The organism is Paracoccus sp. R12_2 (assembly GCF_017744015.1).
In the GTDB taxonomy this organism is placed as follows: Bacteria; Pseudomonadota; Alphaproteobacteria; order Rhodobacterales; family Rhodobacteraceae; genus Paracoccus.
Genome location: NZ_JAGHRA010000003.1, coordinates 41,588 through 66,435 on the forward strand (window position 1 = coordinate 41,588; position 24,848 = coordinate 66,435).

At 62.9% G+C, this 24,848-nt stretch carries 19 protein-coding genes and 1 other annotated feature; of the genes, 11 read left to right on the forward strand and 8 right to left on the reverse strand.

What is annotated here, in order from left to right; genetic code table 11:
- Nucleotides 1-4 precede the first annotated feature (4 nt).
- The 3 genes from J7359_RS04595 (at nt 5) to J7359_RS04605 (ending at nt 5,524) form a co-directional block, all read left to right on the forward strand.
- Nucleotides 5-2,725, forward strand: coding sequence for a [protein-PII] uridylyltransferase (locus J7359_RS04595; protein WP_247740209.1), 2,721 nt, complete (start codon nt 5-7; stop codon nt 2,723-2,725).
- A 4-nt stretch (nt 2,726-2,729) separates the two neighbouring features.
- Complete coding sequence (murJ, locus tag J7359_RS04600; protein WP_209055378.1) at nt 2,730-4,262, forward strand: murein biosynthesis integral membrane protein MurJ; 1,533 nt, start codon at nt 2,730-2,732, stop codon at nt 4,260-4,262.
- A 221-nt stretch (nt 4,263-4,483) separates the two neighbouring features.
- Nucleotides 4,484-5,524, forward strand: coding sequence for a heme-binding protein (locus J7359_RS04605; protein WP_209055379.1), 1,041 nt, complete (start codon nt 4,484-4,486; stop codon nt 5,522-5,524).
- A gap of 63 nt (nt 5,525-5,587) precedes the next feature.
- Here the strand turns inward: J7359_RS04605 and J7359_RS04610 are convergent, their stop codons facing one another.
- Complete coding sequence (locus tag J7359_RS04610; protein WP_209055380.1) at nt 5,588-6,289, reverse strand: rhomboid family intramembrane serine protease; 702 nt, start codon at nt 6,287-6,289, stop codon at nt 5,588-5,590.
- A gap of 75 nt (nt 6,290-6,364) precedes the next feature.
- Here J7359_RS04610 and trpS point away from each other — a divergent pair, with 75 nt between their 5' ends.
- Nucleotides 6,365-7,396, forward strand: coding sequence for a tryptophan--tRNA ligase (gene trpS, locus J7359_RS04615; RefSeq protein WP_209055381.1), 1,032 nt, complete (start codon nt 6,365-6,367; stop codon nt 7,394-7,396).
- A gap of 75 nt (nt 7,397-7,471) precedes the next feature.
- On the opposite strand, the gene J7359_RS04620 is transcribed toward trpS, so the two are convergent.
- Nucleotides 7,472-8,143: a metal-binding protein ZinT gene (locus J7359_RS04620; protein WP_247740195.1), complete on the reverse strand. Its 672-nt coding sequence runs from the start codon at nt 8,141-8,143 to the stop codon at nt 7,472-7,474.
- A 151-nt stretch (nt 8,144-8,294) separates the two neighbouring features.
- Nucleotides 8,295-8,350 (forward strand) — a sequence feature (sul1 is cis-regulatory element that is thought to sense ions involved in sulfur or methionine metabolism; They are found in Alphaproteobacteria).
- 69 nt (nt 8,351-8,419) lie between these two features.
- On the opposite strand from J7359_RS04620, the gene J7359_RS04625 reads away from it, so the two are divergent.
- The 4 genes from J7359_RS04625 (at nt 8,420) to J7359_RS04640 (ending at nt 12,801) form a co-directional block, all read left to right on the forward strand.
- Entirely contained in the window at nt 8,420-9,910 is a 1,491-nt protein-coding gene (locus tag J7359_RS04625; protein WP_209055382.1) for a SulP family inorganic anion transporter, read from the forward strand.
- 14 nt (nt 9,911-9,924) lie between these two features.
- Nucleotides 9,925-10,779, forward strand: coding sequence for a universal stress protein (locus J7359_RS04630; protein WP_209055383.1), 855 nt, complete (start codon nt 9,925-9,927; stop codon nt 10,777-10,779).
- Nucleotides 10,780-10,924: 145 nt separating this feature from the next.
- Complete coding sequence (locus J7359_RS04635; protein WP_209055384.1) at nt 10,925-11,668, forward strand: SDR family oxidoreductase; 744 nt, start codon at nt 10,925-10,927, stop codon at nt 11,666-11,668.
- 92 nt (nt 11,669-11,760) lie between these two features.
- Nucleotides 11,761-12,801: an extracellular solute-binding protein gene (locus tag J7359_RS04640; protein WP_209055385.1), complete on the forward strand. Its 1,041-nt coding sequence runs from the start codon at nt 11,761-11,763 to the stop codon at nt 12,799-12,801.
- A gap of 99 nt (nt 12,802-12,900) precedes the next feature.
- Here the strand turns inward: J7359_RS04640 and J7359_RS04645 are convergent, their stop codons facing one another.
- On the reverse strand, nt 12,901-13,254 hold the full coding sequence (locus J7359_RS04645; RefSeq protein ID WP_209055386.1) for a Rieske 2Fe-2S domain-containing protein: 354 nt from the start codon (nt 13,252-13,254) through the stop codon (nt 12,901-12,903).
- Nucleotides 13,255-13,294: 40 nt separating this feature from the next.
- Complete coding sequence (hppD, locus tag J7359_RS04650) at nt 13,295-14,407, reverse strand: 4-hydroxyphenylpyruvate dioxygenase (protein WP_209055387.1); 1,113 nt, start codon at nt 14,405-14,407, stop codon at nt 13,295-13,297.
- 101 nt (nt 14,408-14,508) lie between these two features.
- Between hppD and J7359_RS04655 the strand changes: the two genes are divergently transcribed.
- From J7359_RS04655 to metH, 3 genes are all read left to right on the forward strand, one after another.
- Nucleotides 14,509-15,006 (forward strand): Lrp/AsnC family transcriptional regulator, encoded by a 498-nt coding sequence (locus J7359_RS04655; protein ID WP_247740196.1) that lies wholly within the window; start codon nt 14,509-14,511, stop codon nt 15,004-15,006.
- A gap of 112 nt (nt 15,007-15,118) precedes the next feature.
- Complete coding sequence (locus J7359_RS04660) at nt 15,119-16,162, forward strand: homocysteine S-methyltransferase family protein (RefSeq protein WP_209055388.1); 1,044 nt, start codon at nt 15,119-15,121, stop codon at nt 16,160-16,162.
- Nucleotides 16,155-18,863 carry a methionine synthase gene (metH, locus tag J7359_RS04665; protein WP_209055389.1) on the forward strand — a complete coding sequence of 903 codons (2,709 nt, stop codon included), beginning with the start codon at nt 16,155-16,157 and terminating at the stop codon, nt 18,861-18,863. The genes J7359_RS04660 and metH overlap by 8 nt, the downstream gene beginning before the upstream one ends.
- Nucleotides 18,864-18,900: 37 nt before the next feature.
- On the opposite strand, the gene J7359_RS04670 is transcribed toward metH, so the two are convergent.
- The 4 genes from J7359_RS04670 to xdhB all read right to left on the reverse strand — a co-directional run bounded on the left by J7359_RS04670 (nt 18,901) and on the right by xdhB (nt 24,846).
- Nucleotides 18,901-20,334: a mannose-1-phosphate guanylyltransferase/mannose-6-phosphate isomerase gene (locus J7359_RS04670; protein WP_209055390.1), complete on the reverse strand. Its 1,434-nt coding sequence runs from the start codon at nt 20,332-20,334 to the stop codon at nt 18,901-18,903.
- Between the two features lie 197 nt (nt 20,335-20,531).
- Nucleotides 20,532-21,815, reverse strand: coding sequence for a guanine deaminase (guaD, locus tag J7359_RS04675; protein WP_209055391.1), 1,284 nt, complete (start codon nt 21,813-21,815; stop codon nt 20,532-20,534).
- Entirely contained in the window at nt 21,803-22,543 is a 741-nt protein-coding gene (gene xdhC, locus J7359_RS04680) for a xanthine dehydrogenase accessory protein XdhC (protein ID WP_209055392.1), read from the reverse strand. Before xdhC ends, guaD begins: the two co-directional genes overlap by 13 nt.
- A complete protein-coding gene (gene xdhB, locus J7359_RS04685) occupies nt 22,540-24,846 on the reverse strand; it encodes a xanthine dehydrogenase molybdopterin binding subunit (protein ID WP_209055393.1) in 2,307 nt (768 codons plus the stop codon). Before xdhB ends, xdhC begins: the two co-directional genes overlap by 4 nt.
- Nucleotides 24,847-24,848: the final 2 nt, after the last annotated feature.

A 24,848-nucleotide genomic window follows, 5' to 3' on the forward strand; every position in this document is an offset into this window, starting at 1 on the left:
TGAATTGTTCGATGCCGACAGCATCCTGAAGGCCCTGAACGAACGCCTGGCCGATCTGCAAGGCCCGCGCGAGATCCGCGCGGCAACCGTTGCGTTCCTGGCCGAGGCCCGTCAGGACGCCATGGCGGATGTCGAGGCCGGGTTTGCCAGCCACCCCCGCGCCGCGCGCGAGACGGTGCGCGCGATCGCGGCGCTGACCGATGGTATCGTGACCGCAATCCACCATGTCGCGACCACACGGCTGCACCCCGTCCAGAACGCGTCCGAGGGCGAAAAGCTGGCGGTGCTCGCGGTCGGTGGATATGGCCGCGCCGAAATGGCGCCTTATTCCGATGTCGATCTGCTGTTTCTGACACCCTACAAGATCACCCCCTGGGCCGAGAGCGTGGTCGAATCCATGCTGTACATGCTGTGGGATCTGAAGCTGAAGATCGGCCATTCGATCCGTACGGTCGACGACTGCCTGCGGCTTGGCGCCGGCGACATGACGATCCGGACGTCGCTGGTCGAACACCGGCTGGTCACCGGCCACGCACCGCTGGCGCAAGAGTTGCGCGACCGGCTGTGGTCGGAACTGTTTGACAAGACCGTTCCCGAATTCGTCGAGGCCAAGCTGGAAGAACGCAGTGCGCGGCACCAGCGGCAGGGCGGCCAGCGATACGTGCTGGAACCCAACGTCAAAGAGGGCAAGGGCGGGCTGCGTGATCTGCAGACGCTCTACTGGATCGCGAAATACATCCATCGGGTGGATCGCGCGGTCGAACTGGTCGATCTTGGGGTGTTCTCGCGTGAAGAGCATCTGGCCTTCTGGCAGGCCGAGGATTTTCTGTGGGCCGTGCGCTGCAACCTGCACCTGATCGCCGGCCGGCCGGTCGATGTCCTGTCCTTTGACATGCAGGTCGAAGTCGCCCGACGCATGGGGTATTCCGACACGACGGCACGGCGTGGCGTCGAATATTTCATGCAGGACTATTTCCGCCACGCGACGCGCGTGGGGGAATTGACCAGGGTCTTCCTGACCGAACTGGAATCGCGCCATGTCAGGAACGCCCCGATCCTGGGTCGCCTCTTCCGCAGGCGGCGCAAGATGAAGGCGGGCTTCATCGATCAGCATGGCAGGCTGGCGATCAAGGACGACGCCGAATTTCTTGCCGATCCGCTGAACATCCTGCGCCTGTTCGAAGAGGCGCTGCGCACCGGCATCCTCATCCACCCCGACGCGATGCGCCTGATCGCCGCCAATCTGGACCTGATCGGCGACAGGATGCGCGGCGATCCCGAGGCGATCCGCATCTTCATGGATCTGCTGCTGAAGCACGGCAATCCCGAACGCAGCCTGCGCCGCATGAACGAGTTGGGCGTGCTGGCCGCATTCATCCCCGAGTTTCAGCCCGTCGTCGCCATGATGCAGTTCAACCTGTATCACCACTATACCGTGGACGAGCATTCCATCCAGTGCGTCGCCGCGCTGGCCGAGATCGAACGCGGCGAACATCCCGACGACCTGCCGTTGTCGCACGGCATCATGGGATCGGGGATCAATCGCCGCGTGCTGTATCTGGCCACGTTGCTGCACGACATCGGCAAGGGCCGGCGCGAGGATCATTCGATCCTGGGCGCGCGAATCGCCCGGCGTATCGCCACGCGCTTCGGCTTTCCCCAGGACGATATCGACACGGTCGAATGGCTGGTCAGGAACCACCTTCTGATGTCCGATGTGGCACAGAAGCGCGATATCGCGGATCCGCGCACGCTGCGCGATTTCGCCAAGGCAGTGAAGACCCGCAAGCGTCTGGACCTGCTGTTGGTGCTGACCGTCTGCGACATTCGCGGCGTCGGTCCGGGGGTCTGGAACAACTGGAAAGCCGCCCTGCTGCGCAAGCTTCATCAGGAAACTTCGTCCGCGCTGGAAAACGGTCTTGAGGAACTGAACCGCGAAAAGCGGCAGAACGAGGCCAAACGGTCGCTGCGCCATCTTCTGGTTGCCAGGGGCTGGGAGGCCAAGGAGATCCGCGCCGAGTTGGGCCGTCACTATGACAATTACTGGCCGGGGCTTCCGACCGATACCCAGGCGGTCTTCGCCGACCTGCTGCATCAGATCGACAGTGATGAGATCCGCATCGACCTGCGGGCCGACCATGACCGCGATGCGACGCGCGCGGCCTTCGTGATGGCGGACCATCCCGGCATCTTCTCGCGCCTCTGCGGCGCACTGACGTTGACCGGGGCGAATGTGGTCGATGCGCGCACCTACACGACCCGGGACGGCTATGCGACCGCGGTCTTCTGGGTTCAGGATACCGAAGGTCATCCCTTCGCCGAGGATCGCCTGCCGAAGCTGCGCCAGACGATCCTGCGCACCCTGAAGGGCGAAATCGTCGCACGCGAGGCATTCGCCTCGCGCGACAAGCAGAAGAAACGCACCCGCGAGTTCCGTTTTCCGACCCATGTCACCTTCGACAACGAAGGCAGCGACATCTATACGATCATCGAGGTCGATACCCGCGACCGGCCGGGCCTGCTGTATGACCTGACGCGCGCTATGGCGACCAACCACATCCAGATCGTCAGTGCGGTGATCGCCACCTTCGGCGCCCAGGTGGTTGACAGTTTCTACGTCAAGGACATGTTCGGCCTGAAGCTGCACAGCGAAAACAAGCGTGACCAGCTTGAAAAGAAGCTGCGCAAGGCCATCGCCGACGGAACCAAACGGGCAGAGGCATAGAACCATGAAATCCGGGCTGGTGCGCGGGTTCCTGTCGGTGGGAATCTGGACCTTCATCTCGCGCGTGTCGGGCTTTGTCCGCGATATCCTGATGGCCGCATGGCTGGGCACGGGGCCGGTGGCCGAGGCATTCCTGATCGCGCTGTCCCTGCCCAACATGTTCCGCCGTTTCTTCGCCGAAGGCGCCTTCAACACCGCGTTCGTCCCCATCTTCTCGAAGAAGCTGGAAGATCGGGGCGACGCGGAACGCTTTGCCGCGCAGGCATTTTCGGGCCTGTTCATGATCGTCATGATCCTGTCGGCCGTGGCGATGATCTTCATGCCGGCGCTGGTCTGGCTGATGGCGGCGGGTTTTCAGGGCGATGAGCGTTTCGCGTTGGCGGTCGAATACGGACGGATCACGTTTCCCTATATCCTGCTGATTTCGCTGGCCTCGATGATCTCGGGCGTTCTGAACGCCAATGGCCGTTTCACCGCTGCCGCCGCGGCGCCGGTGTTGCTGAACCTGTTGTTCATCGTCGCAATGGGCCTTGGACGGTGGCGCGGCTGGGATCTGGGGCTGACACTGGCCTGGGCGACGCCCGTCACCGGCATCTCGCAACTGGCACTTGTCTGGTGGGACGCACATCGGAACGGCTGGACGTTCTTTCCGCGCCGCCCGCGCCTGTCGCCCGACATGCGTCGGCTTCTGGCGGTCGCGCTGCCCGCCGCCTTCGCCGGGGGTGTGGTGCAGTTGAACCTGCTGATCGGACGGCAGGTCGGGTCGCGCTTTGAAGGTGCTATCGCCTGGCTTTCCTATTCCGACCGGCTTTATCAGTTGCCGCTTGGCGTCGTCGGGGCCGCGGTCGCGGTCGTGCTGTTGCCGGAACTGGCCCGACGCCTGCGGGCCGAAGATCACGCCGGTGGCCAGTCCGCCTATTCGCGCGCCACCGAGTTCGGCCTTTTCCTGACCTTGCCCGCCGCCTTTGCCATCGCCGTAATCGCCGAGCCGATGGTCGCCACGCTGTTCGAACGCGGGCAGTTCACGGCCTATGACACCGCGCAGACGTCCGCCGCGCTGGTCGTCTATGCACTTGGGCTGCCGGCATTCGTCCTGCAGAAAATCCTGCAACCGCTGTATTTCGCCCGCGAGGATACCAAAACCCCGTTTCGCTTCGCCGCCATGTCGATGGTGGTCAACGCGGCGGTTGCGTTCGGATTGATGCCTGTGATCGGGTTCCTGGCCGCCGCCATCGGCACCACCGTGGCCGCCTGGGTGATGGTCGGACAATTGTGGTGGGGCACACGCGCGATGGGACAGGCCGCGCGCGCGGATGCAAGGCTGCGTCGTGCCGCCCCCCGGATCATTCTGGCCTCGGCGTTAATGGCAGTTGCGTTGTGGTTCGCGAAGGGCTGGCTTGCCGAATTCGGCATCGGTCGCATTCCCGCCCTGGCGATCCTGGTCTTTGGTGGAGCGGTCTTCTACTTCGCGCTCAGCTTCGTGACCGGCGCCTACCGGCTTTCGGAACTGAAGGCTGCCGTCAAACGCAATCGCTGATCCGGCTCCGGAAGGAAACCGCGGCAGGATTGCGCACGAATCATTCCCACATACCAGACCGGGCCGCTCGGCCAGAGTTTTTTTCGACCTTGCGGCGAGTTATCGAAAATTATTCACTATATTCATTACATTATTTAAATGAAGATACATAATACATATAGTTTGATTATTATCATTTTGGGTGTCATTTTAATTAAAGTTCATCTTAAAAGGTTAATATCATGTCAAACCGTCAACTCTATCAAAAGCTGGAACAGCGGCATATCGAGGTCGCGCGAACCGGCGACGAGGATCTGGGCCCGTTCAAGCTGCTGCCCGGCACATGGGTCAACGAAGAAGTCAGTCCGGGCGTCGGCGACGGACGCGGCTGGAACCTGATCGCGCTGCCCTTCGGCGGAGCCAGGCCGCCCTTCAGGGTTCTGATGAACCAATATAATGAAAGCCTGACTTTCTCGATTGTGGACAAGGGCGTGCCAAATCGCGGCGTCGTCAACGATCCCGATGTGAATTCGACCGATCAGCGCATCGTCACGCTGGATTACGAACAGGCGATCCGACAAGTGGCTGCCGCGGATTTTCCGGTCAGCGGCGAGGCGGGCGGCAAGGGGCTGGCCATCCATCACGAGCCCGGTCTTTTCCTGCACATGCTGAGCCACGAGACAGAGGGGATCGATATCGGTCGCCTCGCGGCCATCCCGCACGGAGATTCGGTCCTTGGGCTGGGACGCAGCGAAGTGGTCGAGGGGCTGGCGCCGATTCCGAACAATGTCACAGCGATTGCCGTAGGGGTCGGAGACGATATCGAAAACAATCCCTATCTGGCGCCCTACAAGCATTTCCGCGACAACCGTTTCACCGGCGAGGTGAATGCACCCGGATTTCCGGGTTTCAACCCGCTGAACACGACCGAACTTCTGCATGCTGCAAATCAGGGCGTGAATGTGCGGCGAACCACGGTTCTTGATTTCGATACCACCCTGCAACGCGGCGGCGTCCTGAATATTCCCTTCATCGTCCGCGAGGCGAATGCCGCCAGCATGAAATCGACCTTCTGGATTCAGGAACTGGAAGATCAGGACGAATACGGCAATCCAAAGTTGAGGATGCAGTATCTTCAGGTCGTGATGCTGGATTTCTTCGTGCCGCGCGGGGATGCGATGCCCGGCCCGATCCGCTGGCCGCATGTCAGCATCAACACGATGGTCAAGGTGGCCGAACCGCGGGCGGACATGGTTCGCGGCATCCTGCCATCGGTCAGCTAACCGCGTTGCGGCGCCGGCAGCAACCCCGCTGCCCCGCCGTGTCGCGTGCCCGGATCCGACCGCCTAGCGTTCTCGGATCCGGTCAAGGGCGCGCGCGATACCACCGTCCACAAGCACAAAGCTCAGTCCGAATCCGACGACGAAGCCGGCAAGTTCGGCGATCCAGCCATATCCGGCATTTCCGAAGAATATCCCGAAGACCAACTGGAAAAGCAGCAGCATCCCGATCAGCGTGAACGCCCGCATCCGATTGGCGTTCGCGGCCGCCAGCCGCGTCCAAAGCAGAAAGGTGAACGCCCCCACCAGACCATAGACCGCCGGATAGCCGCCGATCAAAGGCGCCGGACGCCCCGGCAGCAGCGACATCGCGACGGTATAGACCAGGGCACCGCCGATCGCCGAGCCCAGGAACAGAACGATCACGGCCCAGGGCCGAAACTCGCGGGCGACAAGGTTTCCCAGCGCCAGCGTGAAGGCAAGCACCAGCAACGCATGGGTCAGCGAGGCATGGACAAAGCTGAAGCTGACCAGCCGATAAAGCTGATCCCAGTCGATCACGCCGACCTGCCACATGCGCTGCACCATCTCGGGCGCAAAGGCCGCCAGCTGCATTCCGGTCAGGCGCAGCCCCACCCCCTGGGCGCCGCCGATCAATCCAAGCTGGCCCAGCCCGAAGACCGCCTCGCTGGCAATGACCGGCAGCGCCAGCAGCCAGACGGCCGCCGGAAGCGGGTTCAGGGGCGATTCAGTCAGGCCTTCACGCATGGCAATTCCTTCGCGGTTGCGGACAGTGCGGCCAACAGCTAAGCCAGCGCCACGCAAAATCCAAGCAGGTCAGACATGAGCGAGACGACCAACAAGGGCTTCACGCCGCGCATCTTCTCGGGCATCCAGCCCTCGGGCGGGCTGACGCTGGGAAACTATCTGGGCGCGCTGAAACGCTTTGCCGCGCTGCAGGGCGATCAGGCCGAGACGATCTATTGCATCGTCGATCTGCACGCGATCACCGTCTGGCAGGAGCCTGCCATCCTGAAGGCCCGCATCCGTGAAGCCGCCGCCGCCTTCATGGCATCGGGCGTCGATCCCGCACAGTCGATCCTGTTCAATCAAAGCCAGGTCAGCGCGCATGCCGAACTGGCTTGGCTGTTCAACACCGTTGCGCGGGTCGGCTGGATGTATCGGATGACCCAGTTCAAGGACAAGGCCGGCAAGAACAGCGAGAATGCAAGCCTTGGGCTGCTGGCCTATCCGGCATTGATGGCCGCCGACATCCTGGCATATCAGGCGACCGCCGTCCCGGTGGGCGAGGATCAGAAGCAGCATCTGGAACTGACCCGCGACATCGCCGCCAAGTTCAACCACGATTATGGCGTCAACCACTTCCCGATCACCGAACCGCTGATCGAGGGGGTGGCGACCCGCGTCATGTCGCTGCGCGACGGCAGCAAGAAGATGTCCAAGTCCGATCCGTCGGATGCCAGCCGCATCAACCTGACCGACGACGCCGATACGATTGCCCAGAAGATCCGCAAGGCGCGGACCGACGCCGACCCCCTGCCCGGCAGCACCGACGGGCTGAAGGACCGCCCCGAGGCCCGCAATCTGGTGAATATCTATGCCGCGCTGTCGGACCAGACGCCCGATCAGGTTCTGGCGCGGTTCGAGGGACAGGGCTTTGGCGCCTTCAAGCCCGCCTTGGCCGAAGTCGCCGTCGAGGCGCTGTCGCCCATCACGAAGAGGATGAGCGAGTACATGAACGACCCCGCTGAAATCGACCGCATCCTGGGCGATGGTTCGATGCGCGCAGCTGCGGTCGCAACCCCGATCTTGGAACAAACCAAGGACATCATGGGGCTGTTGCGCAGCCGCTGAACACCCTTCCAGAAGAAAATGAGGCCGCCGCGTTCCGTCGCGGCGGCCTTTTTTCACTGTCCCCGGTTCTTGCCTTCAATGCGCCGTCATTTCGGCAACGATCTGGTCCGCGCTCAACGCGGAGGGGTAATAGGTCGGCCAGTTCGTCACCTCGTCCAGCAGGGCTGCGCGGTCATCACCCCAGTAGAGATGATAGTGATCCGACTTCTCGGGGGCGATGCGATGGTCGCTGAACTGGATGTAATCCGGTGCGGATTCGTCGCCCTCGACCTTGCGGAAGATGAAGCGCACTCCGCGATTGCCCTTTGCATAGGTCAATGTCTCGTGGCCGTCGCTGTCATACCGGCCCGACATCGGCTTGCCGTCACGATAGAAGGTGACCGTGTCCCCCGCGATCACGATGCGTTCGACATCGGTCTTGTAGCCGGTCTCATAGTAGTCTCGGTACTCCTGCGCGGACTTGTCGCCGTGCTCGGCCTTGTGGTCCATCACCGGGTCAAGTGTGCCATCGATCAGATAGGAATAGACCGACTGCCAGTCCCCCTGCCAGTCCGACAAGGCGCGCGCGGCGATCTGGCTGTCGTCGAAATAGCCGTCATACATCGACTTCGCGTCACCATGGTTGTGGTCATGGCCATGGGCATGGGCATGATCATGCGCGGCGTCCTTGGGTGCGTGATCGGCATGGACCGGACCAGCAACGACAAGCGTCATCCCCAGTGCCATCGCGCCGAATTGCCTGAACATCGTCATCTCCTCTTCAAGTTATGTAATACTATTACTTTAAGTATCCATGTTCATTACCGACCGCAACCCCGATGCCGCATGCCGCGCGGCGGTGAAATCCAACTCACAGGGTTGCGATCAGAGGGCGTTTGCGACTATCAGGCACGCAACGCACGGACCCGGTGCAAGTCCGGGTGGCTCTTCCGGCCGCTGATCCGCCGGACAACCTGAACAGACACGCAAAAATGCGCCGAGGCCGGTTTGGGAGGGCCGTCCCCCGGTCAGGGATGGATATTTATGTTTTCAATCGACACCTACAAGAACGAGTGGTTCGGCAATATCCGCGCCGATTTGCTGTCGGGCCTGGTGGTCGCGCTGGCGCTGATCCCCGAGGCCATAGCCTTTTCGATCATCGCCGGCGTGGATCCGAAGGTCGGGCTTTACGCAAGCTTCTCGATTGCCGTCATCACCGCAATCACCGGCGGGCGCCCGGGAATGATCTCGGCCGCGACCGCCGCGACCGCAGTGCTGATGGTGACGCTGGTCCGCGATCACGGGCTGGAATACCTGCTGGCCGCCACGGTGCTGGCCGGACTGATCCAGATAGGCGCAGGCGCGCTGCGTCTGGGTTTCGTCATGCGATATGTGTCGAAGTCGGTCATGACCGGCTTCGTGAACGCACTGGCGATCCTGATCTTCATGGCGCAGTTGCCTGAACTGGACCCGCGCCACGTCCCGCCGCTGACCTATGTGCTGGTCGCTGCGGGGCTTGCGATCATCTATCTGTTGCCGCGCATCACCAAGGCGATCCCGTCGCCGCTGGTCACCATCGTCGTGCTGACCGGTCTCAGCATGATCCTCGGATGGGACGTCCGCACGGTTGGCGACATGGGGGCATTGCCCGACACGTTGCCGATGTTCCTGCTGCCGGACGTGCCGCTGAACCTGAACACGTTGCTGATCATCCTGCCCTATTCGGTTGCGGTGGCGGTGGTCGGGCTGCTGGAAAGCCTGATGACGCAGAATCTTGTGGACGAATTGACCGACACCCGGTCCAACCGCAATCAGGAGTGCATCGGTCAGGGGCTGGCCAATACCGCCACCGGTTTCATCGGCGGCATGGCGGGCTGCGCGATGATCGGGCAGTCCATGATCAACGTCAAATCCGGCGGGCGGGGGCGTCTGTCGTCTTTCGCCGCCGGGGTCGCGCTGCTGATCATGGTTGTCGGACTGGGCGATCTGGTCAGTCAGATCCCGATGCCGGCACTGGTCGCGATCATGATCATGGTGTCGATCGGCACGTTCTCATGGTCGTCGATCCGCAACCTGCGCACGCATCCCCGGTCGTCCTCGGTTGTCATGCTGGCGACTGTCGTGACGGTCGTCTACACCCACAATCTGGCCATCGGGGTGCTGGTCGGGGTCCTGCTGTCAGGGATCTTCTTCGCCGCCAAGATTGCACAGCTTTTCCGCGTGACCTCGACGATCTCGGCCGATGGCCGCGAACGGATCTACAAGGTCGAAGGTCAGCTTTTCTATGGCTCGGTCGAGGATTTCATGGCCGCCTTCGATTTCCGCGAAGCGCTGGAAAAAGTGGTGATCGATGTCAGCCAGGCGCATATCTGGGACATCAGCTCGGTGCAGGCCCTTGACATGGCGATCCTGAAATTCCGCCGCGACGGGGCTGATGTCGAATTGGTCGGCATGAACGAAGCGTCCGAGACGATCGTCGACAAGCTTGCGGTTCATGACAAGCCGGGTGCCATGGACCAACTGGCTGCCCATTGAACGAGGAGACGGAGATGGCAGAGAAAATCACAGCCCTTGTGGACGCGTCGCTTTACGCGGCATCCGTCTGCGAACACGCCGCCTGGATATCGCAGCGGACCGGCGCACCGGTCCAGTTGTTGCATGTGTTGGGTCGTCGCCAAGGTGCCGCGCCGCAGGATCTGTCGGGTTCGATCCGGTTGGGCGCGCGGACGAGGCTGCTGGAGGAACTGGCCGAACTTGACGCGCAGCGGGCCCGGATCAGCAACGAACACGGGCGGGCGATCCTGGACGATGCGCGTGCGCTGACCGAGGCAGCGGGGGCGACCGATGTCACCACGCGGCTGATGCATGGCGACCTGATCGACACCGTCGCGGATCTGCAATCCGAAACCCGCGTCGTGCTGATCGGCAAGCGCGGAGAGGCAGCGGATTTCGCCAAGGGCCATCTTGGCTCGAACCTGGAACGTGTCGTCAGGATCAGCCACAAGCCTGTTCTGGTCGCGTCGCGTGCATTCCGCCCGGTCAGCAAGGTGCTGATCGCCTTTGACGGTGGCGCCTCGGCGCAAAAGGCCGTGGACTATATGGCCACCAGCCCGCTTTACCGCGACCTGACGCTGGAACTGGCGATGGTCGGCGGCCCCGACCCCGAACGTCAGCGGAAAATCGAGGCGGCGGCGACCACCCTGCGCGATGCGGGGCTTGATGCAAGCGCCCGCCGGGTCGAGGGTCAGCCGGAAACTGCACTGGCTCGACTTGTCGAAGATGATGGTTTCGACATGCTGGTGATGGGCGCCTATGGCCACAGCCGCATCCGCAGCCTGATGATCGGTTCGACCACCACGCAAATGATTCAGTCCTGCAAGGTCCCGCTGCTGCTGTTCCGCTAGGAGCACGGGCTGATCCATCTGCCCACCGAGATCCATCCGAGTCTGCGCCTGCGCGCCCTTCGTGCGGGACAGCGCGTCAGCGCTCTGGAAGACCTGCGCGAGGCATGGCAAGTCTTGATCGCAGGAACCGGCAACGGAGGGACAGATGGATCTTTCACATAGTCGCGCGATCATCACCGGCGGCGCATCCGGACTTGGCGCTGCAACCGCGCAGCATTTCCGCGACCGCGGCGCCCGCGTGATGGTGCTGGATCTGGATCCCGACGGCGCAGAGACCGCGGCCGCGATGGGCGCAGGCTTTGCCCGCACCGATGTCACCGATGAGGACAGCGTCGCCGCAGCCATCGCCGAAGCGGTGCGGGAAATGGGCCGCATCGACGTCTGTGTGAACTGCGCGGGCATCGCGACCGGGGAAAAGACAGTCGGCCGCGACGGTCCGCACAGCCTGTCCGGCTTTCGCCGGACCATCGAGATCAACCTGATCGGCAGTTTCAACGTGCTGCGTCTGGCCGCCGCCGAGATGGCCCGCAACAGCCGCGAGGAAAACGGTGTGATCGTCAACACCGCCTCGATCGCGGCCTTCGACGGCCAGAAGGGTCAGGCCGCCTATGCCGCGTCCAAGGCTGCGATCGCCGGCATGACACTGCCCATCGCACGCGACCTGGCATCGCAGGGCATCCGGATCTGCGCGATCGCGCCGGGCATCTTCGGCACGCCGATGCTGCGCGGCCTGCCGCAGGAGGTGCAGGACAGCCTTGCCGCAGAGGTGACGTTCCCCAAACGACTGGGCGATCCGGCCGAATATGCGCGCACCGCCGCGTTCGTGGTCGAGAACCCCTATCTGAACGGCGAGGTGATAAGGCTGGACGGGGCGCTGCGGATGCGCTGAGCGGCTTGCACATGGGTCGCGCGATCCTCTTGCGCGATCTCGGGTGCGCGTTTAGCGTTCAAGAAAACGGACCAACAGGAAGGCCCAACATCATGCGCTTGCTGACAACCACAATTCTGGCGTCCACCCTTGGGATGCCAGCGTTCGCCGCCGATTCCGAACTGACGGTGTTCGACTGGGCGGGCTTCGAGGAACCCTCGATCTTTCAGGGCTATGTCGACAAGCACGGCGACAGCCCGACCTTCGCCTTCTATGGCGACGATGACGAAGCCTTTCAGAAGGTCGCGTCCGGCTTCAAGGCCGATGTCGCCCACCCGTGCAGCCAGATGATCAGCAAGTATCGCGACGCCGGACTGATCGAGCCGTGGGACACCTCGAAGATCCCGAATTTTGACAAGATCGACCCGGAATTTCTGGATTCGCCGATCTACAAGGACGATGAGGGTGTCTGGTACATCCCGACCGACTGGGGCGCGACCGCCGTCGCCTATAACCCCGAGTCCGTCCCCGCCGAGGATGTCTCGACCCTGCAGGTCTTTGTCGATCCGAAATATCAGGGCCGGACCTCGTTGCCCGACAGCCCCGACGATGTCTGGGCGCTGGCCTATCTGGCCACCGGCACCACGGACTGGACCGATGTGAGCGAAGAACAGTTCCAGGCAGCCGCCGACTGGCTTCGCCAGGCGCATCAGAACGTGGCGGCGTACTGGTCCGACCCGTCGGAACAGGCGCAGCTGATGGCCTCGGGTGCGGTGGATGTGGCATGGTCGTGGAACGACGGCGTGGTGTATCTGCAGGCCGACAATTATCCCGTCGCATTCCAGCGCGAGGCCGAGGAAGGATCCTCGACCTTCTTCTGCGGGTTCGTCAACCTGAAGGACGGGCCGGGCAGCGAAGAGAAGGCGTATGATTTCATCAACGCCTGGCTGGAGCCGTCTGCCGGACGCGCGCTGCTGGACACGATCGGTTATGGCCACACCTCGACCGAGGCGATGGCGACGATCGAGGACGATCCGGCGGTCAAGGAAGGGCTTGGGCCGGTCGACGCCCCGATCCTGGCGCAGACCCCGAATTCACCCGCGCAGCGCGAGCGACAGCAGGCCGAGTTCGAGAAGATCAAGGCCGGGTTCTGATTTCAGCAACCTGCCAGCCTGACGGCTGGCGCAAACCGGGGGCTGGCTGCCCCCGGACCCCCGCGGGTGTATTCGCAAAGAAAAAACCGAATGGCGGCGTTATCCGCCGATAACCAGCATGCCGTTTTCCAGCGACACCGGAACGGGATCGAGGCCGCAATCCGCCCCCTTGATCGCCCTGCCCGTGCGCAGATCGAAACGTGCGCCGTGCCCCGTGCACAGCAGCATCGTGCCATCCGCGGACAGCATCTGGTCGCCCCGATAGTTCAGCGGCAGATACTGGTGCGGACAGGCATTCACATAGGCAAGATAGCCCCCCTCATCCTTCACCATCAGCAGGGGGAATTCGCCCTTCTCGGTGCTGACTGTCACGGGGTGGACGCCGGTCACCTCGATCGCCGCGCAGATCGGTGTTCCCGGCGCGGGGGCGGTGCTGTAATCACGCCAGCTCATGCAAACCGGCCCCGCCGCTCCTCCGGCGGGGCCGTCCTCCCTACTTGGCCGGTGCGGCGTCAAGGACACCGCGCCGGATCTGGTCTTCCTCGATCGATTCGAACAGCGCGCGGAAATTGCCCTCGCCAAATCCGTCATCACCCTTGCGCTGAATGAACTCGAAGAAGATCGGCCCGATCACGGTCTTCGAGAAGATCTGCAGCAGGATGCGGGTCTCTCCGCCGCCGACCACACCTTCGCCGTCGATCAGGATGCCGTGTTTCTTCATCCGTTCGATCGGTTCCTCGTGCCCGGTGACGCGTTTCTTCGACATCTCGTAGTAGATGTCAGGCGGGCCGGGCATGAAGTCCATCCCGGCCTGGCTGATCTGGTCCGTGCCGGCATAGATGTCGTCCGAGGCAATCGCGATGTGCTGAATGCCCTCGCCCTTGTATTCCTTGATATACTCCTCGATCTGGCTGTGATCGTCGGTGGATTCGTTGATCGGAATCCGGATCTTGCCATCGGGCGAGGTCAGTGCGCGGCTGACAAGACCGGTCTGCTTGCCCTTGATGTCGAAATACTTGATCTCGCGGAAATTGAAGGTGTCGTGGTAGAATTTGTACCAGGTGTCCATGTTTCCGCGGATCACGTTGTGGGTCAGGTGATCCAGATAGTAGAAGCCGAAGCCCTTGGGCCGTGGATCGACCTCGTCCAGCCAGTCGAAGTCGGTCTCGTAGGCGCTGCCCTCATCACCGTAGCGGTCGACGAAATACAGCAACGAGCCGCCGATGCCATAGACCGCCGGTGCCTCGATCGACTTGCCGTCGCCGGTATATTCCCTGGCGCCAAGGTCCAATGCGCGCTGCAACGCGGCTTGGGCATCCACGACCCGCCATGCCATCGCCGGTGCACAGGGACCGTGTTCCTTGACGAAGCCTGCAGCGTGGCTGCTCGGATCGGCGTTCAGCAGATAATTGATGTCACCCTGACGATACAGCGTGATGTCCTTGGACTTGTGCTTCGCGACGGGCACGAAGCCCATCTGACGAAAGATCCTGTCCAGCTTTTCGGGTTGCGGATGGGCATACTCGACGAATTCGAAGCCGTCGGTGCCGGCCGGGTTCACCTTGGAAATCGTGGCTTTCGGGGCATTATGCGGGAATGGGCCCATGTGCTCCTCCTGTTCGGTGCGTTCCTGTCGCTATGGTTTCAATATCGTGAGGGATCGATGCACGAAGCTTGCGAAGCGCAGTATTTCCGCCGCATGATTGCATGAAACATGCATCTAACATGGCACGGGCGCGCGAAATGGATCTGGATGGCTTTGACATTGCGTTGTTGGCCGCATTGCAGCGTGACGGATCGCTGACCAACGCGGCGCTGGCCGAGGTGGTCAACCTGTCGGCGTCGCAATGTTCGCGCAGGCGCGCGGCGCTGGAAAAGGCCGGGATCATCGACGGCTATTCCGCGCGCCTGAACGCGACCAGCCTTGGGTTCGGTCTGCGGGCGATCATTCGTGTGAACCTGTCCAGCCACGGACAAAGCAAGGAAGACGACTTTGCCCGCTTCGTGGCCAGCCATCCACAGATCCGGTCCGCATTCTCGGTGTCGGGCGATGCCGATTACGTTCTTGATATCCGGGCGCGCGATCTGGATGCCTTCGCCGACTTCATCCACCGCCATCTGCTGCCACATCCGCAGGTCGCACAGGTCCGGTCCGAAATCGTACTGAAGACGCTGAAGGACGATCGCGGCATCCCGTTGCGCTGACCTGGCGCAGAGCGGCGATTATCGAAATGGCTCATCATCTTCTGGAAAATTATGAATTTGCGCACAGCGCCGCCGATCTCTATGTTCCGGCTTTCCCAGCAAGAGTGTGACCATGACCGGCAAACTGAAACAATCCGCTGCCTTTCGGGACCTGAATAGGCTTGCCGCCGAACGCATCCTGATCCTAGACGGCGCGATGGGCACGCAGATCCAGAATCTTGGGCTGGACGAGGACGACTATACCGGGCGCGGATCCGGCCATGCCTGTCGGCATCATTCCGAGCACCCGCAAAAGGGCAACAACGATCTTCTGATCCTGACCCAGCCCGAGGCCGTCGAGCAGATCCACTACAACTATGCCATCGCCGGGGCGGATATCGTCGAGACCAACACGTTCTCCTCGACGACGATCGCGCAGGCCGACTACGGGCTTGAACAGGCAGTCCACGACCTGAACGCCGAAGGCGCGCGGGTGGTCCGGCGCGCCCTGGACCGTGCCACGGCAGAGGATGGCCGGCCGCGTTTCGTCGCGGGCGCGCTTGGCCCAACGAACCGGACCGCGTCGATCAGTCCGGATGTGAACAATCCCGGCTACCGTGCCGTCACGTTCGAGGAATTGCGCGTCGCCTATCTGCAGCAGGCGACCGGGCTGATCGAAGGCGGCGCGGATATCCTGCTGATCGAGACAATCTTCGACACGCTGAATGCAAAGGCTGCGATCTTTGCCTGCCTGCAGGCGATGCAGGCGCATGGTCAGGCGCTGCCCCTGATGATCTCGGGCACGATCACTGATGCATCGGGCCGTACCCTGTCCGGTCAGACGCCGACCGCATTCTGGCATTCTGTCCGCCACGCGCGGCCCTGGACGGTCGGTCTGAACTGCGCACTTGGCGCCGCGGCGATGCGCCCACATTTGGCGGAACTCTCGGGTGTGGCTGACACGCTGATCTGCGCCTATCCGAATGCCGGCCTGCCCAATGCGTTTGGCGAATATGACGAGGGTCCGCAGGACACCGCCGTTCAGGTCGCCGAATTCGCCCGCGAGGGTCTGGTGAACGTGGTCGGCGGCTGTTGCGGCACGACGCCCGACCATATCCGCGCCATCGCCGAGGCGGTGGCCGAATTCAGCCCGCGAAAGGTGCCCGAATATGCCTGAACGTCAGCTTCGCCTGTCCGGCCTGGAACCCTTTGTGCTGACCTCCGACATTCCTTTCGTGAATGTGGGTGAACGCACGAACGTCACCGGCAGCGCCCGGTTTCGCAAGCTGGTCAAGAACCGCGACTACGCCGCCGCGCTGGAAGTGGCGCGCGATCAGGTCGAGAACGGTGCCCAGATCATCGACATCAACATGGATGAGGGCTTGATCGACAGCCGCGCCGCCATGGTCGAATTCCTGAACCTGGTCGCTGCCGAACCAGACATCGCGCGGGTCCCGATCATGCTCGACAGCTCAAAATGGGAGGTGATCGAGGCTGGTCTGCAATGCGTGCAAGGCAAGCCGGTCGTGAATTCGATCAGCATGAAAGAAGGCGAGGACCAGTTCCGCGAACAGGCCGGGCTTTGTCTGGCCTATGGCGCCGCAGTCGTGGTCATGGCCTTCGACGAACAGGGTCAGGCCGACACGGCGGAACGCAAGATCCAGATCTGCGCCCGCGCCTACAAGATCCTGACCGAAGAGGTGGGCTTCCCCCCCGAGGACATCATCTTCGACCCGAATATCTTCGCCGTCGCCACCGGGATTGAGGAACACAACAACTACGGCGTCGATTTCATCGAGGCGACGCGCTGGATCCGCCAGAACCTGCCCCACGCCCATGTCTCGGGCGGGGTGTCGAACCTGTCCTTCAGTTTTCGCGGCAACGAACCCGTGCGCGAGGCGATGCATGCGGTGTTCCTGTATCACGCCATCCAGGCGGGCATGGACATGGGCATCGTCAATGCCGGGCAGCTGGCGGTCTATGACCAGATCGATCAGGAACTGCGCGACGCCTGTGAAGACGTGGTTCTGAACCGCCGCGACGATGCGACCGAACGGCTGCTGGAGATCGCCGAAAGGTTCCGGGGCGATGGCAGTGGACAAAAGCGAGAAAAGGACCTGTCCTGGCGCGAACTGCCGGTCGAAAAGCGGCTTGAACACGCGCTGGTCAACGGCATCACCGAGTATATCGAGGCCGACACCGAAGAGGCCCGTCAGCAGGCCGACCGCCCGCTGCACGTCATCGAGGGACCGCTGATGGCTGGGATGAACGTCGTCGGTGACCTGTTCGGCGCCGGCAAGATGTTCCTGCCGCAGGTGGTCAAGTCCGCGCGCGTGATGAAACAGGCCGTCGCGGTGTTGCTGCCTTACATGGAAGAGGAAAAACGCCTGAATGGCGGGACGGAACGTGAAAGTGCCGGAAAGGTACTGATGGCCACGGTCAAAGGCGATGTCCATGACATCGGCAAGAACATCGTCGGCGTCGTTCTGGCCTGCAACAATTACGAGGTGATCGACCTTGGCGTGATGGTGCCACCGCAGAAGATCCTGGAAACCGCGCGGGCGGAAAATGTCGATGTGATCGGTCTGTCCGGACTGATCACGCCATCGCTGGACGAGATGGTTCACGTCGCCGCGGAAATGGAACGCGAAGGCTTTGTCTTGCCTTTGCTGATCGGCGGTGCGACGACCTCGAAGATCCATACCGCAGTCAAGATCGCGCCGCGATATCACAAGGGCGCCGCCGTCTATGTCACCGATGCCAGCCGTGCCGTCGGGGTCGTGTCCTCGCTGCTCAGCCCGGCGCAGCAACAGGCCTATGTTGACGGAATCCGTGCCGATTACGCCGATGTCGCGGATCGCCATGAACGCGCCGAGGCCGCGAAAAGCCGACTGTCCCTGCAGGCGGCGCGCGACAATGCCTACAAGGTGGACTGGACCGGCTGGCAGGCGCAGACGCCACGATTCCTGGGAAGTCGCGTCATCGACGACTGGGATCTGGCCACGATCGCGGACTATATCGACTGGACACCGTTCTTTCAGACATGGGAGCTGAAAGGCGTCTATCCGCGTATCCTGGACGACGAGAAACAGGGCGAGGCTGCGCGCAACCTTTTCAGCGACGCCCAGGACATGCTGGCCCGCATCATCGAGGGCAAGTGGTTCCGTCCGCGCGCGGTTGTCGGTTTCTGGCCCGCCAATACGGTGGGCGACGACATCCGGCTTTTCACCGGCGACGACCGCAACGAACCGCTGGCCACGCTGCACACTTTGCGCCAGCAGGTGACCAAGCGCGGTGGCCGGCCGAATGTCGCGCTGTCCGATTTCGTGGCGCCCATAGGCAGCCGCGACTATGTCGGGGCGTTCGTCGTGACCGCAGGCCCCGAGGAAAACGAAATCTCGGCACGCTACGAACGCGCAAACGACGATTACGGTGCGATCATGGTCAAGGCGCTGGCAGACCGCTTTGCCGAAGCGATGGCCGAGATGCTGCATGAACGTGTGCGCCGCGAATACTGGGGATATGCCCCGCAAGAACGGTTCAGCCCATCGGAGCTAATCGCCGAGCCCTATGACGGAATCCGCCCCGCACCCGGCTATCCTGCGCAGCCGGATCACACGGAAAAGACCACCCTGTTCCATCTGCTGGACGCCGAGGCCGCGACCGGAGTCACCCTGACGGAAAGCATGGCGATGTGGCCGGGCAGTTCGGTCTCGGGTCTCTATATCGGTCACCCCGAGGCGTATTACTTTGGTGTGGCCAAGATCGAAGAGGATCAGGCCCGCGATTACGCCGCGCGCAAGGGAATGACGCTGGAAGAGACCGAGCGCTGGCTGGCACCGGTGCTGAACTATACCAGGACGGTCAGCGCGGCCTGATCGCCGCGCACCGCCTGGCCCGTCATCCTTTCAGGGACTAGTCCTTGCTGTCGCGGGCATAGACATCCTCATAGCGGATGATGTCGTCCTCGCCCAGATAGCTGCCGGTCTGCACCTCGATCAGGACCATCGGAACCTTGCCGGGGTTTTCCATCCGATGAACGGCCCCAAGGGGCACGTAGATCGACTGGTTTTCCGTCACCAGTGTCACGGTTTCGTCCACCGTGACCCGTGCGGTGCCGCTGACCACGATCCAGTGTTCCGACCTGTGCACATGGCTTTGCAGCGACAGCGCCGCGCCGGGTTTTACAACGATCCGCTTGACCTGGAATCGGTCGGCCAGGGCCAGCGTCTCGAACCAGCCCCAGGGGCGGTGATCGCGCGGAAACGCCACGGCCTGTTTGCGGTTCTTCTTCTTTAGTGCGGTCACCGCCTGACGCACATCCTGCGCACGCGACCTGTCCGCAACCAGCACCGCATCGCCGGTCGCCACCACCATCACATCCCGCAACCCGATGCCGACGACCTGCAGATCATCGCTGTCCGAACGAAGCAAGACATCGTTGCAATCGATGGCGGTCGAGTTCTGATCCGCAACCACGCCCTCGTCGGACGGATGGCGACCCAACTCCTCGCGCCAGACCGCATCCCAGCCGCCCAAGTCCGACCAGCGCCCGGAAAACCGCACGACGGTCAGGTTGTCGGCCTTTTCCATCACCGCGTAGTCGATAGAATTGTCCGGCAGCTTGTCCCAGGGATCGCGCGCCAACCGCAGGAACCCGATATCGGTTCTTGCCTGGTCAAGCGCCGCTTGCACCAGATCCAGGTATTCCGGCGCATGAGCCCGAAACGCGTCGATCATCGCCTTGGCGCTGAACAGGAAGATCCCCGCGTTCCACAGGAAATTACCCTGATCCAGCATTTCGGCCGCGCGTGCGGCATCGGGTTTTTCGACGAAACGGGCAAGAGGTTGCGGCCCTTCGCCCTGACCGGCCAGTTCCAGATAGCCGTAACCCGTCTCGGGCCTGTCGGGCGCGATTCCAAAGGTCACGATCCGCCCTTCAAGGGCCGGCGTCGCCCCGGCCTCGACCGCGGCGGCAAACGCCTCGGCATCGGGAATGACGTGATCGGAAGGCGCGACCAGAAGCAGCCTGTCCGGATCCTCGGCGGCGACCATCAACGCGGCGGCCAGAACCGCGGGCGCGGTGTTGCGACCGGAAGGCTCGATCGCGATCGCGCCCGGCGCAATGCCGATCTGGTCCAACTGCTCGGCGACGATGAAGCGGAAATCGGCATTGGTCATGACGATCGGATCGGTATAGCCCGCACCCGACAACCGCTTGGCCGAGGCCTGGAACAATGTTTCCTCGCCGATCAGCGGGGCGAACTGCTTGGGAAAGCTTTTGCGCGAAACGGGCCACAGACGGGTGCCAGACCCGCCCGCCATCAGAACCGGTGTAATCTTACTCATTCAAAGACCCCTCGAACACGCCCCGCGCGCCCCCTTTTGCCACACGCCGCCGATTCCGACGACATTCCCAAGGACGATTCGCCTGCAGGCTGTGCGATCCGTCGTGCCAATGCACGACGCGCCCCGCATGCCTTGTCCCGTTTCAGGGATAGCCGATGCAACGGGACCCGCCAAGAGAGAGGCGCGCGCGATTTGATCTAGTCGGGTTTTTTCATGGGCTTGCCGGCCACATAGGTCTGCGCGACGGCGCGATCGTCGCCCATGATCTGAAGAATGAACAATTCCTCGGCAAGGGTTTCAGCACGTTCGGAACGCAGGGCCATCGCCGGTGTGGCGCGCGCGTCCAGAACCACCAGATCGGCGTCGCTGCCTGGCGCAAGCGTGCCGATCCGATCCGCCATGCCCAGTGTCAGCGCATTTCCTCGCGTGGCCCAGTGCAACGCCGTCAGGGGATGCAGTTTCTGGTTGCGCAGCTGCAGGATCTTGTAGCCTTCGTTCAGGGTCTGCAGCATCGAATAGCTGGACCCGCCACCGACATCGGTGGCGATGCCGCTGATGATGCCCGCCGCACGCAACCCGGCCTCGTCGAACAGGCCCGATCCCAGAAACAGGTTCGAGGTCGGGCAGAACACGGCCCGGCTGCCGGATTCCGACATGCGGGCGATTTCGCGTTCGCGCAGATGGATGCAGTGCCCCAACAGCAACCTGTCCGAAAGCAGACCGTATGATTCGTAGATATCCAGGTAGTCCCGTGCCTTGGGATAAAGGCTCAGGGTGAAATCGATCTCGTCCAGATTTTCCGACATATGGGTCTGGACATGGCAATCGGGATGCTCGCGAACCAGCGCGCCGGTCGCCTCCATCTGTTCGGGGGTCGAGGTGATCGCGAAGCGCGGGGTGATTGCATAACGCTGGCGGCCGCGCCCATGCCATGTCTGCAAAAGGCGCTTGCTGTCGTCATAGCCCTGCTGCGGTGTATCCTGAACCTCGGGAATGGCGTTGCGATCCATCATCACCTTGCCCGCCACCATCGCCATGTCGCGTGCCTCGGCAGCCGCAAACAGGGCCTCGACCGAAGTCGCGTGGACCGAGCAGAAGGCGACGGCCGTGGTCGTGCCATGCGCCGTCAACTGGTCAAGAAACAGGCCCGCCATCCGGCTCGCATGTGCGGGATCGGCAAATCGTGCCTCTTCGGGAAAGGTATAGGTGTTCAGCCAGTCCAAAAGCTGCGCACCCCAGCTGGCGATGACCTGCACCTGCGGAAAATGGATATGCGGGTCGATGAACCCCGGCAGGATAAGGTTCGGCCGGTGGTCGATCTCGGCCAGATCAGGCCGCGCCAGCGTGGTGTAGTCATCCACCGCAAGGATCTTGCCATCCTCGATCAGGATTGCCCCGTCCTCAAGGAAGCGATGATTGTCCTGCGTTTCGGCAGGATCGGCGTGAAAGTCGAGGACGCGGCCCCGGATCAGTTGTTGCATGTCTGCTTCTTTGACGAAATCGTTGCGGTCAGCCGGGCCATCAGCTCGGCGGCGGTATAGGCGGCGATCACCGCCGGGCGTTTGTCGGGTGAAAACCCCGCGCCGATCGGGGAGGTCAATGGCGCGGGGTCAAGGCCACGTTCACGCGCGAAACGGGCAAATTGCGCGCGCTTGGTGGCACTGCCGATCATGCCCACATAGGCCAGATCGTTTCGGGCAAGGGCTTCGGCGGTCAGCAAGAAATCCAGCGCGTGATCATGGGTCACGATCACCACCGCGCTGCCGGGGGCGACCTCGCGGATCTGGGCCTCGGGCAAGGCGGTAAGCAGCGTGTCCAACCCCGGCGCCGCCTGGGCCAGTTCCTCGGGGCGGGTATCGATCAGCCGGGCATGCACGGGCAATGGTTGCAACGCCAGCGCCAGCGCGCGTCCGACATGACCTGCGCCGAAGACCAGCACCTTGGGGTGCGCTTCGGGTGTCGGCCCCTGGCGGTCCAGCAGCAACTGCACCCGGCCGCCGCAGCACTGGCCGATCTCGGGGCCAAGCGGGATGTCCATGCTTGCCTCGGCCTCGCCGCGCGCCAGCATCTGCCGGGCGCGGTCGATGGCCATGTATTCCAGCTGGCCGCCACCGATGGTGCCGGTCACCCGGTCTGCCGCAACGAACATTTCGGCGCCGGCGTCGCGCGGGGTCGACCCGCGCGCCGATATGACCCGGACCCGGATCATCCCTTCAGCCGGTTCACGGCCATCAGGACCCGCTCAGGCGTGGCGGGCGCATCCAGACGCGCGGGTTCGCGGTAATCCGCGACCGAAGCGACCGCCATGTTGATCGCCTCGAACACCGAGATCCCCAACATGAAGGGCGGCTCGCCCACCGCCTTGCTGCGCTTGATCGTGCGCTCGGCGTTTTCGGACCAGTCGGCAAGATTGACGTTGAAGATGCGCGGCTTGTCCGAGGCCAGCGGGATCTTGTAGGTCGAGGGCGCATGGGTGCGCAGCCGGCCCTTGTCGTCCCACCACAATTCCTCGCAGGTCAGCCAGCCGGTGCCCTGCACGAAGGCGCCCTCGACCTGTCCCCGGTCGATCGCCGGGTTCAGGCTGCGTCCGACATCATGCAGCACATCGGCCCGGTCGATGACATATTCGCCGGTCAGCGTGTCGACCGAAACCTCGGCGACCGCCGCGCCATAGGCATAGTAATAGAACGGCCGGCCCCGACCCGTCGCGCGGTCCCAATGGATCTTGGGCGTCTTGTAAAAGCCCGCCGCCGACAGATGGATCCGCGCCATATAGGCCGCCTTGATGACTTCGTCGAAGGGAATCTCGTGATCGCCAGCGCGGATATGGCCGGGCACGAATTTGACCTCGTCGCGCGGCGCCTGCCAGCGTTCGGCGACGAAGTCGATCAGCCGCGCCTTGATCTGGTCGGCCGCGTCCAGCGCCGCCATGCCGTTTAGGTCGGTCCCCGACGATGCCGCCGTGGCCGAGGTGTTTGGCACCTTCTCGGTGGTGGTGCGGGTGATCTTGATGCGGCTGATGTCGCACTGGAACGCCTCGGCCACGACCTGCGCGACCTTGGTGTTCAGCCCCTGCCCCATCTCGGTTCCGCCATGGTTCAGCGCGATCGAGCCGTCGGAATAGATATGGATCAGAGAGCCGGCCTGATTGTACCAGGTGGCGGTAAAGCTGATGCCGAACTTCACCGGGGTCAGTGCGATGCCTTTGCGGATCGTGCCGCCCTTCGCGTTCCAGTCCAGCACCGCCTGACGGCGGGCGTGGTAGTCGCTGCTGGCTTCCAGATCCTCGAAGATGCGCGGCAGGATCTGATCCTCGACCTCCTGATGATAGGGGGTCAGCTGGCCGTTCTGGTAGAGGTTCAGCTTGCGGATCTCCAGCGGATCGCGGCCAAGCGCATAGCCGATCTCCTCGACGATCCGTTCGGCAACGATCACCCCCTGCGGACCGCCAAAGCCCCGGAACGCGGTGTTTGAGACGGTGTTGGTCCGCATCGGATGGCTGCGCAATTCGACATCGGGATAGAAATAGGCGTTGTCGGCATGGAACAGCGCGCGGTCGGTCACCGGTCCCGACAGGTCCGAGGAAAAGCCGCAACGCGCATACCAGTCGCCCGAGACCGCGAGGATCCGGCCGTCATCATCAAAGCCGACCTCGTAATCGACCACGAAATCATGGCGCTTGCCGGTCGCGGTCATGTCGTCGTCGCGGTCGGGGCGGATCTTGACGGCGCGGTTCCAGCGTTTCGCCGCGGCCGCCGCCACGCAGGCGAACAGGTTCATCTGCGTTTCCTTGCCGCCAAACCCGCCGCCCATCCGCCGGACATTCACGACGACCGAATGGCTGGGCACGCCAAGGACGTGCGCGACCATGTGCTGCACCTCGGTCGGGTGCTGGGTCGAGACGTTGATCAGGACATCCTCGTCCTCGCCCGGCACGGCCATGGCGATCTGGCCTTCCAGATAGAAGTGATCCTGCCCGCCGATCTCGAAGCGTCGCTTGATCCGATGGGGCGCCTTGTCCATGGCCGAGGCCGCATCGCCGCGCCGCAGGGTCAACGGTTCGGTGACATAGCCATGCCCGGCCTCGCGCGCGGCGATCGGGTCCAGCGCGTGGGGCAGCGCGTCATAGCTGATCTTGGCCTTGTGCGCGCCCCGGCGGGCCTGGTCGCGGGTCTCAGCGATCACGGCAAAGACCGGCTGGCCCCAGAAATGCACCTCGCCATCGGCAAAGACCGGCTCGTCATGCTTGCCGGTGGGCGAGACATCGTTGACGCCCGGCAGATCCTCGGCGGTCAGCACGCCCAGAACGCCGGGTTGTGCCAGCGTGTCAGTGAAATCCATACCGGTGATGCGGCCATGGGCACATTGCGACAGGCCCAGATAGGCGTGGATCAGCCCCGAAGGTTCGGCCAGATCGTCGGTATATTCGGCCCGACCGGTGACATGCTTGATGGCGCTGTCATGGATGGTGTCGCTGTGGGCGACGCCGCGAATGATGGTTTCGTCTTTCATGG